The organism is Arthrobacter sp. 10N418 (assembly GCF_056394725.1).
The window spans coordinates 43965-58904 of record NZ_JBFTIK010000010.1; the positions used below are offsets into that span (position 1 = coordinate 43965).

The 14940-nt window shown below is 66.5% G+C and carries 13 protein-coding genes and 2 tRNA genes; 13 read left to right on the top strand and 2 right to left on the bottom strand.

Annotated elements, in window-relative coordinates:
• Nucleotides 1-43 precede the first annotated feature (43 nt).
• The 3 genes from AC1DCZ_RS09940 to AC1DCZ_RS09950 all read left to right on the top strand — a co-directional run bounded on the left by AC1DCZ_RS09940 (nucleotide 44) and on the right by AC1DCZ_RS09950 (nucleotide 2610).
• Nucleotides 44-1045, top strand: coding sequence for a hypothetical protein (locus tag AC1DCZ_RS09940; RefSeq protein ID WP_476974436.1), 1002 nt, complete (start codon nucleotides 44-46; stop codon nucleotides 1043-1045).
• A 126-nt stretch (nucleotides 1046-1171) separates the two neighbouring features.
• Nucleotides 1172-1663, top strand: coding sequence for a ribose-5-phosphate isomerase (locus AC1DCZ_RS09945; RefSeq protein WP_476895704.1), 492 nt, complete (start codon nucleotides 1172-1174; stop codon nucleotides 1661-1663).
• Complete coding sequence (locus tag AC1DCZ_RS09950; protein ID WP_476974437.1) at nucleotides 1663-2610, top strand: Fpg/Nei family DNA glycosylase; 948 nt, start codon at nucleotides 1663-1665, stop codon at nucleotides 2608-2610. The genes AC1DCZ_RS09945 and AC1DCZ_RS09950 overlap by 1 nt, the downstream gene beginning before the upstream one ends.
• A gap of 168 nt (nucleotides 2611-2778) precedes the next feature.
• Here AC1DCZ_RS09950 and AC1DCZ_RS09955 read toward each other — a convergent pair.
• Nucleotides 2779-2852, bottom strand: a tRNA-Gly gene (locus tag AC1DCZ_RS09955).
• Nucleotides 2853-2983: 131 nt separating this feature from the next.
• On the opposite strand from AC1DCZ_RS09955, the gene AC1DCZ_RS09960 reads away from it, so the two are divergent.
• The 8 genes from AC1DCZ_RS09960 (at nucleotide 2984) to AC1DCZ_RS09995 (ending at nucleotide 10879) form a co-directional block, all read left to right on the top strand.
• Nucleotides 2984-3058: transfer RNA gene (locus tag AC1DCZ_RS09960), tRNA-Pro, on the top strand.
• Nucleotides 3059-3125: 67 nt separating this feature from the next.
• Complete coding sequence (gene tig / locus AC1DCZ_RS09965) at nucleotides 3126-4514, top strand: trigger factor (RefSeq protein ID WP_476974438.1); 1389 nt, start codon at nucleotides 3126-3128, stop codon at nucleotides 4512-4514.
• Between the two features lie 265 nt (nucleotides 4515-4779).
• The gene (locus AC1DCZ_RS09970; protein WP_476974497.1) at nucleotides 4780-5418 is read left to right on the top strand and encodes an ATP-dependent Clp protease proteolytic subunit; all 639 of its coding nucleotides are present in this window, start codon (nucleotides 4780-4782) and stop codon (nucleotides 5416-5418) included.
• 38 nt (nucleotides 5419-5456) lie between these two features.
• The gene (locus tag AC1DCZ_RS09975; protein WP_476895707.1) at nucleotides 5457-6116 is read left to right on the top strand and encodes an ATP-dependent Clp protease proteolytic subunit; all 660 of its coding nucleotides are present in this window, start codon (nucleotides 5457-5459) and stop codon (nucleotides 6114-6116) included.
• 200 nt (nucleotides 6117-6316) lie between these two features.
• Entirely contained in the window at nucleotides 6317-7597 is a 1281-nt protein-coding gene (clpX, locus tag AC1DCZ_RS09980) for an ATP-dependent Clp protease ATP-binding subunit ClpX (protein ID WP_476974439.1), read from the top strand.
• 101 nt (nucleotides 7598-7698) lie between these two features.
• Nucleotides 7699-8331 (top strand): mycothiol-dependent nitroreductase Rv2466c family protein, encoded by a 633-nt coding sequence (locus tag AC1DCZ_RS09985; RefSeq protein WP_476974440.1) that lies wholly within the window; start codon nucleotides 7699-7701, stop codon nucleotides 8329-8331.
• Nucleotides 8332-8672: 341 nt separating this feature from the next.
• Complete coding sequence (locus AC1DCZ_RS09990; protein ID WP_476974441.1) at nucleotides 8673-10502, top strand: glycoside hydrolase family 15 protein; 1830 nt, start codon at nucleotides 8673-8675, stop codon at nucleotides 10500-10502.
• Nucleotides 10503-10585: 83 nt separating this feature from the next.
• Complete coding sequence (locus AC1DCZ_RS09995) at nucleotides 10586-10879, top strand: putative quinol monooxygenase (protein ID WP_476974442.1); 294 nt, start codon at nucleotides 10586-10588, stop codon at nucleotides 10877-10879.
• Between the two features lie 132 nt (nucleotides 10880-11011).
• Here the strand turns inward: AC1DCZ_RS09995 and valS are convergent, their stop codons facing one another.
• Nucleotides 11012-13648, bottom strand: a complete 2637-nt coding sequence (valS, locus tag AC1DCZ_RS10000) for a valine--tRNA ligase (protein WP_476974443.1) — start codon at nucleotides 13646-13648, stop codon at nucleotides 11012-11014.
• 51 nt (nucleotides 13649-13699) lie between these two features.
• On the opposite strand from valS, the gene AC1DCZ_RS10005 reads away from it, so the two are divergent.
• Both AC1DCZ_RS10005 and AC1DCZ_RS10010 read left to right on the top strand, forming a co-directional pair.
• Complete coding sequence (locus AC1DCZ_RS10005) at nucleotides 13700-14071, top strand: DUF488 domain-containing protein (protein ID WP_476974444.1); 372 nt, start codon at nucleotides 13700-13702, stop codon at nucleotides 14069-14071.
• A gap of 66 nt (nucleotides 14072-14137) precedes the next feature.
• On the top strand, nucleotides 14138-14911 hold the full coding sequence (locus AC1DCZ_RS10010) for an SDR family oxidoreductase (RefSeq protein ID WP_476974445.1): 774 nt from the start codon (nucleotides 14138-14140) through the stop codon (nucleotides 14909-14911).
• Nucleotides 14912-14940 lie beyond the last annotated feature (29 nt).

Below are 14940 nucleotides of genomic sequence, written 5' to 3' on the forward strand. Positions count from 1 at the left end.
CGCACCCTGATCGCGGCAGGCCGGCCGGGGTAGCGTTGGGACTATGGGAAAGTTTCGGGATGCCGTCGATGCCAGGGCCCTGCGTTTTGCGATCGGGTTCCCCCTGATTTTGGCCGCCGGGTTCGTGGTGTGTGCCTTTCTCGTCCGGCCCGAGCTGCCCGAGCCGCTGGCCGTCCGCTGGACCGAGGCCGGGGCCGCTGACTTCGCGCCGTTTCCCGCCGTCGTGGGAGCCGGTGCGGGAATGATCGTCCTGGCCGGCTGGGCCGTGCTGCTCCAGGCCGTGCCGCTGTCCCGGCCCGCCGTGATGCGCCGCATCATGATGGGGGCGGGGCTGTCCCTGAGCCTCTTTGTCACCACTGTCCTGGCCGCCGTCCTGGTGGGTCAGCTGGGTTTGCCCGATGCGCGGAATTCCCATGTGGACGCGTCCGTGCTCGCGCTGGGCAGCGGCGCGGCCCTCTCGCTCGGCGTCGTCATGGGCTTTGTCTTCAAGGCCGACGAACGCTGGTCCGTCGACGACGACAGGGCCATCCGGGAGGCTCTGGAACATGAACGGGATCCTGAGCTGGCCAGGGACGTCGTCAGCCTGTGGGTGCATGCCCGCAGCTCGGTGTTCGTCATGATCGGGATTGCGACGCTCCTGCCCGCGGCCCTCCTGGCCATCGCCGTGCCGTGGCTCGCTGCGCTGCTGGTGGCTGTGGCCCTGCTCGCCGCGGCGTTCCTGTTCGCGCGCATCCGGGTTGACCGGAAGGGCCTGCGGGTTTTTGCCGCGGGAGTCCTGCGGGTCATGGACGTGCCGGCCGCAGCCATTGACGCCGCGACGCCGCTGGAGGTCAAAGCGGCGGACTACGGCGGCTGGGGCTACCGGAGCCACGGAGGCACCACGGCCCTGCTGGTCGGCAGCGGCCCCGCCGTCGTCGTCGACCGTTCCGACGGGCGGCGGCTGGCCGTGAGCGGCGGGAGCATCGCGTCGGCGGACAACGTGGCCCATGTACTTTCCCGGGTGGCTGCCCGGGCGCGCCGGGACGGCAACGCGCCGCGCGGGTAAGGAAGGGCCAGAAGAACGGGCCGGTGCGGGCCGGAACCGGCTGGATGCAGGTGCCCTAGTAGGCTTGGAGCAGTCCCCACCCCGCAGCCCGGCAGCCCACCGGTGCCCCAACTGAACGGATACGCCGTGACCACACCTGACTTCCCGCGCGTGCACATCGCCACCGACCATGCCGGCATGGAGCTCAGCGCCCACCTCGTCAGCCACCTCAGCGCCAAGGGCTACGACGTCGTGGACCACGGGCCCAGGGTCTACGATGCACTGGATGACTACCCGTCCTTCTGCATCAATGCCGCGCTTGCCGTCGTGGCAGACCAGGAGGCCGGCACGGACGCGCTGGGGATCGTCCTGGGCGGCTCCGGCAACGGCGAACAGATCGCCGCGAACAAGGTCAAGGGCGTGCGGGCCGCGCTGGCCTGGAACCTGTCCACGGCGAAGCTGGCCCGCGAGCACAACGATGCCAACGTAGTCGCCGTCGGCGGCCGCCAGCACAGCGTGGAGGAGGCCACCGCCATCATCGAGGCGTTCCTGGCGGAGCCGTTCAGCCACGACGAGCGCCACGTGCGCCGGATCGGCAAGATTGCCGCCTACGAGCGCACAGGCGAGGTCATCGAGTAGTGCCGGAGGGGCATTCGGTCCACCGGCTGGCACGCCAGTTCGGCGACGTCTTCGCGGGGCAGCGCCTCGCGGTCTCGAGCCCGCAGGGGAGGTTCGCAGCGGGTGCTGCCCTGCTGGACGGGCACGTCCTGGCGGGCGCAACCGCGCACGGGAAACATCTCTTCCTGGAGTTTGACCACGGGCTGGTGCTGCACGTCCACCTCGGCCTCTACGGCGCCTGGGATTTCGGCGGAGACAGCACGTTCCGCGGTGCCTCGAGCATCGGCGCGCCCCGCAAGGTGGGGGAGCGGGAGGTCTACGACGACGGTGCGGCCCTGCCTGCCTACGCCGGGCCGCCCGACCCCGTGGGTGCCGTGCGCGTGCGTCTCGCTAGCGGCCACGGCTGGGCCGATCTCCGCGGCGCCACGACATGCGAGGCCATCACCGAGGCTGAAACGGCGGCGGTTATGGGCCGGCTGGGGCCGGATCCATTGCGCGGGCTGCCGGGGAGCCGGGAGCGTTTCGTTTCCGGGGTGCGTGCCAAACGGACTCCCGTGGCGGCGCTGCTGATGGACCAGAAGCTCATTGCCGGTGTCGGGAATGTCTACCGTGCCGAGCTCCTGTTCCGGCAGCGCCTGAACCCGTGGCTGCCCGGAAACTCCCTGCCGGAGCGTGCAGCCCGGCTGCTCTGGGATGACACAGTGGCCATGATGTCCGACGGCGTGCGCGACGGCCGGATCATCACCACCCCGGCGCGGTACTGGACGCCGCAGGGGACAGAATCCGATCCTGCTGCTTCCGGCGGCCCTGCTTCCGACGGCTCGGCTGGCGGCCTGCCGGGACCGGAGGACGCGCACTTCGTCTACCGCAGGCACGGCCTGGGCTGCCGGGTCTGCGGAACGGCCGTGGCGCTCACGGAGCTTGGGGCGCGGAAGCTGTACTGGTGCCGGCAGTGCCAGCAGGCCTAGGCGACATATCTGACGCCGACTCCCCGTCCATTGCTCCATACCTGCCCTTTTGAACCGCCGGAAGGGCAGTTATGGAGCAGTCGATGGGGGGTGTGAAGGAGACGCGCCCCGGGCATGGAAAAAGCCCCTCCGGAGAGGGGCTTTCTTCGCACCAGCGTATGGCGGACCTGGAGGGGACGACGGGAATCGAACCCGCATCATCAGTTTGGAAGACTGAGGCTTTACCACTAAGCTACGTCCCCGGGAGCCTGCCTGAACTTCCGGCAAACTTCCGGTCGGCTGTTGAAGCCGGATACAACTAAACCTAATTCAGTGCCCCAGTGTCAAATGTGCAAATCCCCCCGGGATGACCGTAGACTGTTCTGTGCACTTACGGGGTGTAGCTCAGCTTGGCTAGAGCACCTGCTTTGGGAGCAGGAAGTCGCAGGTTCAAATCCTGTCACCCCGACTCTGTAGGTACCGCCAGACCTTGGCGGCGCAGAACCCCACCCCCTAAAACCAGGAGTACTTAGACTGTGAAGAGCGCTGTCGAGAACCTCACCCCCACGCGGGTCAAGCTCAATGTTGAGGTCCCCTTTGAGGAATTGAAGCCCAGCATCGCAGAGGCATACAAGACTGTTGCTTCGCAGATCCAGGTTCCCGGTTTCCGCAAGGGCAAGGTCCCCTCCAAGCTCATTGACCAGCGCGTTGGCCGCGGCTACGTCCTGGAGACGGCCATTAACGAAGGCCTCAACGGCTGGTACCAGGCCGCTGTGCAGGAAACCGGCATCCGCCCGCTGAGCCGTCCCGAGGTCGAAATCACTGAGGTGCCGGACCCGTCCGCCACCGACGGTGAACTCAAGTTCCACGCCGAAGTTGACGTCCGCCCCGAGATCGAACTGCCTGACTACTCCGGCATCAAGGTTGAGGTTGCCGCCGCCGAGTCCACTGACGCAGACGTCGACAAGGCCCTGGACGAACTCCGCGGCCGCTTCGGCACGCTGAAGTCCGTCGACCGTCCGGCCGCCGACGGCGACTTCCTGACGATCGACATCGCCGCCACCATCGAGGGGGCCGAGGTCGACTCCGCCGCAGGCTTGTCCTACCAGGTCGGCGCCGGCACCATGCTCGAGGGACTCGACGAGGCCGTCGCCGGCCTCAGCGCCGACGAGGACGCCATCTTCGACACCACCCTCGTGGGCGGCGAGCACGCCGGCGAGTCCGCGCAGGTCAAGGTCACCGTCAAGTCCGTCAAGGAGCGCGAGCTCCCCGTCGCCGACGACGACTTCGCCCAGCTGGCCAGCGAATTCGACACCCTGGCCGAACTCCGCGAGGACCTCGCCAAGCAGGCCGCCGAGTCCAAGGTCGTCGAGCAGGGCGTCGAGGCCCGCGACAAGGTCCTGGACAAGCTCGTCGAGCTCGTCGAGGTTCCCGTTCCGGAATCCGTCGTCGAAGAGCAGCTCGAGGCGCACTTCAAGGCCGAGAACACCCACGGTGAAGGGGAGCACGACACCGAGGAGCACCGCGCCGAGGTCAAGGCCAACACCGAGCGTGCCTTCCAGAACGAGATCATCCTTGACGCCATCGCCGAAAAGGAAGAAGTCAACGTCAGCCAGAACGAGCTGATCGACTACATCGTCACCACCGCCAGCCAGTACGGCATGGACCCTAACCAGTTCGCCCAGATCATCGACCAGAGCGGCCAGGTGCCCATGATGGTCTCCGAGGTCCGCCGCCGCAAGGCGCTGGCCGTAGTCCTGGGCCAGGCCGAGGTCACCGACTCCGAGGGCAACAAGGTTGACCTCAGCGACTTCGTCCGCTCCGGCGGCGAAGAGGCTCCTGCCGAGGTTGAGGAAGAAGCTGCCGAGGAAGCAGCTGCCACCGAGTCCGCGACAAGCGATGACCCGGCAGCAGTGAAGTTCTAGCAACTGCGCCTTAGAATCACCGCGGCAGCCCCCGGATCACCGATCCGGGGGCTGCCGCATTTAAGCCTGCCGGGCCTCCCGCCAGTGCCGGGCGCGCAGGGCGCCGGCAATCGTGCGCCGTCAGCGAACAGCCCGTCAGCTGAGCACAAACGGCCTTCGAAAACCGTTAGTGTCCATATAGGAAAGTTCAGTGATGTCGTCAAGTGGCGTCACCGTTGCCAGCGAGAGGTAAGTACATATGTCACAGCAAGCAGGGGCACCCCGGATGGCTACGGTCGATCCGGCAGCCCAGGATAACTACATTTACAACCGCCTGCTGAAAGAGCGCATCATCTGGCTCGGGTCCGAGGTCCGCGACGAGAACGCCAACGCGATCTGCTCGCAGCTGCTGCTGCTTTCGGCCGAGAACCCTGAAAAGGACATCTACCTCTACATCAACTCACCCGGCGGCTCCGTCACGGCAGGCATGGCCATCTACGACACCATGCAGTTCATCCCGAACGATGTGGTCACCGTGGCAACAGGCCTCGCCGCTTCCATGGGCCAGTTCCTGCTCTCCTCCGGCACCAAGGGCAAGCGCTACGCGACCCCCAACGCCCGCATCCTGATGCACCAGCCCTCCGGCGGCATCGGCGGCACGGCCTCGGACATCAAGATCCAGGCTGAACTGATCCTGCACATGAAAAAAGTCATGGCGGACCTGACTGCTGACCAGACCGGGCAGAGCGTGGAGACCATCCTCAAGGACAACGACCGCGACAAGTGGTTCACGGCCCCGGAAGCCCTGGAATACGGCTTCTTCGACAAAATCGCGGCGCACGCGGGATCCGTGGCAGGCGGCGGCGGGACCAACGCCAACGGCTCCAGCGGTGGCTCAGCCGCAGGCGCAGCCACCGAGAACTGACCGGCACGTAGACAGTAATGAATTCAGGAGCGATGAACATGAACTACAATTTCGGATCGACTGCCGGCAACCTGCCGAGCAGCCGCTACGTGCTGCCGCAGTTTGAAGAGCGTACCCCCTACGGCTTCAAGCGCCAGGACCCGTACACCAAGCTGTTCGAGGACCGGATCATCTTCCTGGGCGTCCAGGTCGACGACGCCTCGGCGGACGACGTCATGGCCCAGCTGCTGGTACTGGAATCCACCGACCCGGACCGCGACATCACCCTCTACATCAACTCCCCGGGCGGTTCTTTCACCGCGATGACCGCGATCTACGACACGATGACGTACATCCGGCCGGAGATCCAGACCGTCTGCCTCGGACAGGCGGCCAGTGCCGCCGCCGTGCTGCTCGCGGCCGGCACGCCCGGCAAGCGCCTTGCTCTGCCGAACGCGCGTGTGCTGATCCACCAGCCCTCACTCTCGGGCGGCCAGGGCGGACAGGCCTCCGACCTCGAAATCCAAGCTGCCGAGGTCATGCGCATGCGGTCCTGGCTGGAGGACACCCTGGCCAAGCACTCCGGCCGGACACCGGAGCAGGTCAACAACGACATCGAGCGGGACAAGATCCTCACGGCCGCCGAGGCCATGCAGTACGGCCTGATCGACCAGGTCCTCGATTCCCGCAAGATCAAGTCCCAGGCAATCGCCAAGTAAGAAGCAATCCACGGCGCCGGTGCGGCTCATTCCAAATGGCCGCACCGGCGTCAGCTTTCCACCCAACGGACCCAAAGTGACCTAGAGTGGAACATGTCACGGCTGGCATCTCCCAAGGGACGTCCGTGATTCCAGTAATGAGTGCAGCGCTGCGCAGGAGCTACAGACAGCCAGCGGCAAGATACTAGAGGGGTTCACACATGGCTCGGATTGGCGAGAGCACGGATCTGCTGAAGTGTTCTTTCTGCGGAAAGAGCCAGAAGCAGGTACGCAAGCTCATTGCCGGGCCCGGCGTCTACATCTGCGATGAGTGCATTGAACTCTGCAACGAGATCATTGAAGAAGAACTCGCGGAAGTAGCTGACCTGGGCAGTTTTGAACTGCCCAAGCCCCGCGAGATCTTTGACTTCCTGCAGGAATACGTGATCGGCCAGGAGCCCGCAAAGCGTTCCCTCGCCGTCGCCGTCTACAACCACTACAAGCGCATCCAGGCCGGCCACGCCCCCAAGAGCGGCAGCCTCGCCGAAGGCATCCACCACGACGACGTCGAGATCGCCAAGTCCAACATCCTCCTGATCGGGCCCACCGGCTGCGGCAAGACGTACCTGGCCCAGACCCTGGCCAGACGGCTCAACGTCCCCTTCGCCGTCGCCGACGCCACCGCGCTGACCGAAGCCGGCTACGTGGGCGAGGACGTCGAAAACATCCTCCTCAAGCTCATCCAGGCCGCCGACTATGACGTCAAGAAGGCCGAGCAGGGCATCATCTACATCGACGAGATCGACAAGATCTCGCGCAAGAGCGAGAACCCTTCCATTACCCGGGATGTATCGGGCGAAGGCGTGCAGCAGGCGCTGCTGAAGATCCTCGAAGGCACGGTCGCCTCCGTCCCGCCGCAGGGCGGACGGAAGCACCCGCACCAGGAATTCATCCAGATCGACACCACCAACGTGCTGTTCATCGTCGCCGGGGCCTTTGCAGGCCTCGAGGAGATCATCGGTTCACGATCCGGGCGCAAGGGGATCGGCTTCGGCGCCCCGCTCAACGAGGTCAAGAACACGACGGACTCCTACGGCGACGTCATGCCCGAGGACCTGCTGAAGTTCGGCCTCATCCCTGAATTCATCGGCCGTCTGCCCGTCATTACCACGGTGTCCAACCTCGACCGTGCGGCCCTGATCCAGATCCTCTCCACCCCCAAGAACGCCCTCGTGAAGCAGTACCAGAAGATGTTCCAGCTGGACGGCGTCGAACTGGTCTTCGAGGACGAGGCGCTCAATACCATTGCCCACCAGGCGCTCGAACGCGGCACCGGCGCCCGTGGCCTGCGCGCGATCATGGAGGAAGTCCTGCTTCCCGTCATGTTCGACCTCCCCAGCCGTGACGACATCGCAACTGTCGTGATCACCGAAGACGTAGTCTCCAAGAAGGCCGCGCCGACCATGATCGCGCACGACGTCAAGCGCCGTAAGTCCGCCTGATCCGGAATAAATCCGCGGCCTGCGCCGCTGTCACCTTTAGCGCGCGCGGCCGCCACGCCGGCGCAATGCGACTTTCCCCAGACTTCCCTAGGAGATCACCTGTGCCTGAAACCCTGACCACTCAAGCAGAGACCAACAAAGCTGACTTCTGGTTTGACCCGATGTGCCCGTTCGCCTGGGTCACGTCCCGCTGGATCGGCGAAGTCGAAGACGTCCGCGACGTCACCACCGAATGGCACGTCATGAGCCTCGCCGTGCTCAATGACGGCCGCGAGGATCTCCCCGCGCAGTACAAGGAATTCATGGCGAAGGCGTGGGCGCCGGTCCGGGTGATCACCGCCGCATCCGAAAAGCACGGCACCGAGTACATCAAAGCGCTTTATGACGCCATGGGCACCAAGATCCACAACGAGGGCAACGCCGACGTCGACGAGGTCATTGCCAAGTCGCTGGCCGAGGTCGGCCTCCCGGCCGAGCTCGCCGCAGCCGGCCGGACGGATGAGTTCGACGCCCGGCTGCGTGCGAGCCACGACGCCGGTATCTCCCTCGTCGGCCAGGACGTCGGTACGCCGGTTGTGGCGTTCAACGGAACCGCCTTCTTCGGCCCCGTGCTGACCCGCATCCCGCGGGGCGAGGAGGCCGGACGGCTCTGGGACGCCTCTGTGACGCTCGCGTCCTTCCCCTACTTCTTCGAAATCAAGCGCAGCCGGACCGAAAGCCCCGTCTTCGACTGAGCGTGAGCTTCGGCGCACGAGCCCCGGCCGAACTACTCCCGTGTAGTTCTGCCGGGGCTCTTGTGCATCCGGGTGCCGGGGAGAACAATTGACTTTACCCACTTCGAAAGTTGTGGGACGCAGGAACCAAAGATTCAGTGACACTCATCCGACGCAGCCTTCGGCAAAGTCAGATGATGGCTACCAGTGACGAGGTAGGAAGACCTGGAAGTCAGAGGATCTTGCCAGATTGTCTAAGACGTCACGTGACAATCGAAAAGTCGAAGCCCCACCGACGGCTAACGCTGATGGGGCTTCCCCTTTGCCCGAAAACAGGCGTGCCGAGACCCCAGGGTGCAGCGATGACGAGCGAGCCGATTGCGAACTACGCCCTCCTCTCGGACTGCCGGTCGGCCGCGCTGGTCAGTTCCTCCGGTTCCGTGGACTGGCTCTGCTTTCCCCGCTTTGACAGCCCCTCTGCGTTCGCCCGGATCCTTGGCGCGGAGGCGGGGTTCTGGGCAATCAAGCCCCCCGGTCCGGCTGCCGTCTCCCGGCGCTATGTGGAAGCAAGCATGGTGCTCCAGACGCGGTACACGCTGCCGGGCGGGGTCCTCACCGTGACGGACGCGCTGGTCCTCGGCGACGGAAAGCGGGGTCACGACCTGGGCGCCGATGCTCCCGGGACGCTCCTGCGGCAGGTGCGGTGCCTGGCGGGGGAAGTCGGGGTGGAGTCGGTCTTTGCGCCCAGGCCCGGCTACGGGGAATTCCCGCCGAGGCTGGCGGTGGATGATGGCGGCCTTCTGGTGCTGGCCGGCGCGGAAGGTGCTGAAGTCCTGGCCCTCTCCGGCCCCGGCGCCCACGACGTCGACGGGCCGGCGGCCCGCGGCACGTTCGCGCTGAAGGCCGGAGACGTCCTTGGCTTCGCGCTTCAACACAGGGACGGCGGAGAGGCCACCCCGCGGTTCTGGACACAGGCCGCGATCGCGCACCGCCTGGAGGACACCCTGCAGGGCTGGATCAGCTGGTCTGAGATCCACCAGAGCTACAAGGGCCCCTGGCAGGAACTGGTCGCCGTCAGCGGCCGGATCCTGCAGGCGCTGACGTTCTACCCCACGGGCGCGATCGTGGCCGCGCCGACGACGTCCCTTCCGGAGGTGGCGGGCGGAACGCGGAACTGGGACTACAGGTACACGTGGGTGCGGGATGCCAGCATGACCCTGCAGGCTCTCTGGGTCGCGGCCTGCCCTGACGAGGCCGGCAAGTTTTTCGGCTTCCTGGCCGCGGCGGCTGCCGACGCGGCGGCCAGACCGGGCAACGGTGCGGACCTGCAGATCATGTACGGTGTCGGCGGGGAACTGGACCTGAGCGAACGCGTACTGCCCCACCTGCCGGGATGGCGGGGGAGCTCGCCCGTCCGGGTCGGCAACGGCGCCTGGAACCAGCGCCAGCTCGACGTGTACGGGGAGCTGCTGGACGCGGCTGCAACCCTGCCGGAATTTCTCGTGGACATGGCACCCCGCACGCGGGAGTTCCTGGCGGAGGCTGCGGATACCGCTGCTGCCCAATGGCACTCCCCGGACCAAGGCATCTGGGAGAGCCGCGGGGAGCCGCGCCATTACCTGCACTCAAAATTGATGTGCTGGGTCGCGGTGGACCGGGCCATCGGACTCGCCGCGCTGCTGGACGCGGAGGAGAGGGTTCCCCGGTGGATGGAAGCACGCGACCGGATCGCGGCCTCGATCCGGCAAAACGGCTGGAGCGCGGAGGCTGGCTCCTACACGCAGGCCTACGGCTCGGCCGACCTCGATGCCTCGGCGCTGCTGCTGGCCATCGTGGGGTTCCTCCCGGCCGATGACGCCCGCATGCTCTCCACTCTGGACGCGGTCGAGGCGCGGCTCACGGACGCCCGGGGCCTGGTCTACCGGTACCGGACGGCTGACGGGTTCCCAGGGGAGGAAGGATCATTCCTGCTGTGCACGTTCTGGCTCGCCCATGCCCTGGCCTTGGCGGGGCGGACGGCGCGGGCACGGGAGGTCTTCGAGCGCGCCGCGGCGTTTGCCACCGATCTGGGCCTGATGTCGGAGGAAGTGGCCCCGGAATCGGGCGAACTGCTGGGGAACTTTCCGCAGGCGTTCAGCCACATCGGCCTCGTCAACGCGGCGTGGGCCATCAGTATCGCAGAGCAGCGGTGATGCCTGCCCTGCGATAATGGGCCGAGCCGGGCGCCCGCCCGGCCATGTACCGCATCGTGAGTCCCCCCCAGCATTGGAGCGTCATGCCTATCACCGCCCACCTTGACCTAAAACTCAAAGAGCAGTCCGTGGCCGGGGCGCCCGCCGCGCTCCAGGAGATCCTTTCCGATACCCGTTCATTTGACGGTTGTCTCGGCGTGGACGTGCTCGTCGACAGCAAGGATCCGGCGCACGTTCTCGTCGTCGAACGGTGGGCTTCGCTGGAGCACGACGCCGCGTACCGCGCCTGGCGTGCCGGTGACGGCGGCAGCGGGCTAGGCGACCTCCTCGCCGCGCCGCCGGTGCTCACGCATTTCGAGACGGCCGCCCAGCTCTGAAAAATCCGTAACTGGCGTCCGGAACGGGAAGGGGCACTCCACTCGGCTGAAGCCGGGGAGTGCCCCTTCTGTTTGTTCGTGACCGCCGTGTCGCTGACCGCAGTGTTCCTGACCGCTGTCGCGGCTGCGCCGCTAGGCGGGCACGGGCGCCGCGGGCGCCGCGGGCGCCTCGGGCTCGGCCAGGACGACGTCGCTCACGGCAAGTTCGCCGTCGCCGGCCACGAGCGCCAGTTCCCGGGCGTTGGCCGCGGCCTTGAGGTCGGCGAGTCCGGCCTTCAGCTGGGTCGTGAGGGATTCCGAGGCCGTGATAGTCGCGGACAGGACCTCAGTGCGCTGCTTGACTTTGGCCTCGGACTTGGCCTTGCGGATGCCGCTGAGCGCGGTCCCGACGGTGGCCAGGAGGGTCGTATCGCCGTCGATGTCCACGGCCGACGGCCAGTCGGCGCGGTGCACGGAGCCTGTGCGCCACCAGCTCCAGACTTCCTCCGTCGCGAAAGGCAGGAACGGGGCGAAGAGCCGGAGCAGCGTGTCCAGGCTCGTTGCCAGCGCGGCCAGTACGGACGCCTGCTGCGCTTCCCCGGCGGCACCGTACGCGCGGTCCTTGATGAGCTCCACGTAGTCGTCCGTGAAGTGCCAGAAGAAGCTCTCGGTGATCTGCAGGGCCCGGGCGTAGTCGTAGTTCCCGAACGCCTTGGTGGCCTGCAGGACGACATCGGAGAGCTGGGCCAGCACTGCGCGGTCCAGGGGGTTGGCCAGCACCGAGAGGTCGGAGGAGACCACGGAGTCCTCGGTGGCGCCGAGGTTCAGGACGAACTTCGAGGCGTTGAGCAGCTTGATGGCCAGGCGGCGGCCGATCTTCATCTGCGCGATCTCATAGGCGGTGTCCGCGCCGAGCTTGGCCGAGGCGGCCCAGTACCGCACGGCGTCCGAGCCGTACTCCTCGAGCACGTCGGTCGGAACCACCACATTGCCCTTGGACTTGGACATCTTCTTGCGGTCCGGGTCCAGGATCCAGCCGGAGATCGCGGCATGTTTCCACGGCGCGGTGTTCTGCAGGGCATCGGCACGCACTGCGGAGGAGAACAGCCAGGTCCGGATGATGTCGTGGCCCTGGGGACGCAGGTCGAAGGGGTAGACCTTGGCGAAGAGTGCCTCGTCGGTGCTCCAGCCGCCGACAATCTGCGGCGTCAGCGAGGACGTGGCCCAGGTGTCGAGCACATCGGCGTCGCCGGTGAAGCCGCCCGGGATATTGCGCTGGGCTTCCTCGTAGCCGGGCGCCGCATCCGCCGCAGGGTCCACCGGGAGCTGCGCGTCGGCCGGAACGATGGGGGCGGCGAAGTCCGGGTTCCCGTCGGCGTCCAGCGGGTACCAGACGGGAACCGGCACGCCGAAGAAACGCTGGCGGGAGACCAGCCAGTCACCGTTCAGTCCGGAGATCCAGTTCTCGTAGCGGGACCGCATGAACGCCGGGTGGAAGTCGATTTCGTGGCCGCGGCCGATGAGCCGTTCACGGCGTTCCTGGTCACGTCCGCCGTTGCGGATGTACCACTGGCGCGAGGTCACGACTTCGAGGGGCTTGTCGCCCTTTTCGAAGAAGTTGACGGGGTGCATGATCTTCTTGGGCTCGCCGTCGAGCAGTTCCGCCCCGGCCAGGCGCTCCACCACTGTTTCCTTGGCGCTGAAGACTGTCTTGCCGGCGATTGCCTCAAAGCTGGCGCGGCCTTCTTCGGTGGTGATCCAGTCCGGGGTCTCGCCGATGATGCGGCCGTCACGGCCCACGATCGCGCGCGTCGGCAACTGGAGTTCACGCCACCAGGTGACGTCGGTCAGGTCGCCGAACGTGCAGACCATGGCGATGCCGGATCCCTTGTCCGCCTTGGCGAGCGGGTGGGCCTTGACCTCCACCTCCACGCCGAAGAGGGGTGAAGTGACCTTCTTGCCGAACAGCGGCTGGTACCGCTCATCGTCGGGGTTTGCCACGAGCGCGGCGCAGGCGGCCAGCAGTTCGGGGCGGGTGGTCTCGATGAAAATCTTCTCGCCCTCGGCGGTGAAGAACGGGTAGCGGTAGTACGCGCCCGCGACTTCGCGGTCCTCCAGCTCGGCCTGGGCCACCGCTGTGCGGAAAGTGACATCCCACAGGGTGGGGGCTTCGGCCATGTAGGCGTCGCCGGCGGCGAGGTTGGCCAGGAACGCGCGCTGCGAAACGGCGCGGGAGTTATCGTCGATGGTCCGGTACGTGAGGTCCCAGTCGACGGACAGGCCCAGCGTCTGGAAGAGGTTTTCGAAGACTTTCTCGTCCTCGACGGCGAGTTCCTCGCACAGTTCGATGAAGTTCCGGCGGGAGATGACGTCGAAATCGCGCTGGTTCTTGGCGGGCTCTGCCGGCGGACGGTAGCCGGCGTCGTACCGAATGGAGGGATCGCAGCGCACGCCGTAGTAGTTCTGGACGCGGCGTTCGGTGGGCAGGCCGTTGTCGTCCCAGCCCATCGGGTAGAAGACGTTCTTGCCGGTCATGCGCTGGTAGCGCGCCAGGACGTCCGTCTGCGTGTAGGAGAACATGTGGCCGACGTGCAAGGACCCCGACGCCGTGGGCGGTGGGGTGTCGATCGAGTACACCTGCTCGCGGGTGGTGTCAGGGTTGAACTTGTAGGTCCCGTCGTCAAGCCAGCGCCGGGTGAGGGCGTCTTCGAGCCCCTCGAGGGCGGGCTTGTCCGGAACGTTGATGGGGGCGGTGGTGGGCGTGTCTGTACCCTGATTGTCTTCAGCCATGCGCCAATTCTTTCACGTACCGCGGCGCTGACCTGCAGTAGCATGCGCACTATGGAGAAATCTGCCGGAACTTTTGCGATCAAGCGCGTCTATGACGAACCCGCGGACGACGACGGCTGGCGGGTTCTGGTGGACCGGCTCTGGCCCCGGGGGGTCAGCAAGGAGCGCGCCCACCTGGAACTGTGGCTCAAGGAAGTTGCGCCGTCACCGCCGCTCCGGACGGAGTTCGCGCACATGCAGGAACGGTTTGCGGACTTCCGCACCGCCTACGAAGCGGAACTCGAAACCAACCCGGCCGTGCAGACCCTGCGGGAGCTCGCGGCCGACCACGGGAAAGTGACCTTGCTGTTCGGGGCCCGGGACCCGGAGACCAACCACGCCCGGGTCCTGATGGAGTTCCTGCAACGAAGCGGCCGGCACTAGCCAGGCGCACTGACCGAGTCGTTGCGCTGCAGGCAACGGGCCGGGAATTGCGGTTAGGGTGGTCCCATGACTGAGGGAATCCAAAACGCAGGAACTGCAAATCGAGCAGCAGTAGTCACAGGCGCCAGCACCGGAATCGGAGAGGCCACCGTGCGCGCGCTGCGCACCGAAGGGTGGACGGTCTTCGCCGTGGCCCGCCGCGCGGACCGCCTTGAGGCGCTCGCGGCCGAAACCGGCGCCGTCGCCATCCCGGCTGACGTGACGGACGACGCCGACGTCGCCCGGCTGCTCGACGAAGTGACCCGCGCCGGCGGCATCGACACCCTCATCAACATCGCCGGCGGTGCCCGGGGTGCGGACAAGATCGGTGGCGCCCGGACCGAGGACTGGGAATGGATGTTCGAGGTCAACGTCCTCGGCACCATGAAGCTCACCCGGGCGTTCCTGCCGATGCTGCGAGCCTGCGGGGAAGGCACCGTCCTGAACCTCACATCGACGGCAGGGCTGTCCGCCTACGAGGGCGGCGGCGGCTACAACGCTGCGAAGTTCGCCCAGCATGCCCTCACCGGCGCCCTCCGCCTGGAGGAGGCCGAGCACAACCTCCGCGTGATCGAGGTGGCCCCCGGCATGGTCTACACCGAGGAATTCGCGCTGAACCGTCTCGGCGACCAGGAAGCGGCCGCCAACGTGTACGCCGGGGTGGAGAAACCGCTGACGGCCGCCGACGTCGCCGATGTCGTCCGGTACGCCGTCGTGGCGCCGCACCATGTCAACCTGGACCAGATCGTGATCCGCCCGGTGGCGCAGGCCTCCAACTTCAAGGTCATCCGCACAAGCTGACGCGGTCTGCTCCGGGCCGGGCAGGCTGC

What these genes read in the sequence shown, in the direction of transcription:
- AC1DCZ_RS09940 (WP_476974436.1), top strand. Translation starts at nt 44, where the DNA reads ATGGGAAAGTTTCGGGATGCCGTCGATGCCAGGGCCCTGCGTTTTGCG.
- AC1DCZ_RS09970 (WP_476974497.1), top strand. Translation starts at nt 4,780, where the DNA reads ATGGCTACGGTCGATCCGGCAGCCCAGGATAACTACATTTACAACCGC.
- AC1DCZ_RS09975 (WP_476895707.1), top strand. Translation starts at nt 5,457, where the DNA reads ATGAACTACAATTTCGGATCGACTGCCGGCAACCTGCCGAGCAGCCGC.
- clpX (WP_476974439.1), top strand. Translation starts at nt 6,317, where the DNA reads ATGGCTCGGATTGGCGAGAGCACGGATCTGCTGAAGTGTTCTTTCTGC.
- AC1DCZ_RS09990 (WP_476974441.1), top strand. Translation starts at nt 8,673, where the DNA reads ATGACGAGCGAGCCGATTGCGAACTACGCCCTCCTCTCGGACTGCCGG.
- AC1DCZ_RS09995 (WP_476974442.1), top strand. Translation starts at nt 10,586, where the DNA reads ATGCCTATCACCGCCCACCTTGACCTAAAACTCAAAGAGCAGTCCGTG.
- valS (WP_476974443.1), bottom strand. Translation starts at nt 13,648, where the DNA reads ATGGCTGAAGACAATCAGGGTACAGACACGCCCACCACCGCCCCCATC.
- AC1DCZ_RS10005 (WP_476974444.1), top strand. Translation starts at nt 13,700, where the DNA reads ATGGAGAAATCTGCCGGAACTTTTGCGATCAAGCGCGTCTATGACGAA.
- AC1DCZ_RS10010 (WP_476974445.1), top strand. Translation starts at nt 14,138, where the DNA reads ATGACTGAGGGAATCCAAAACGCAGGAACTGCAAATCGAGCAGCAGTA.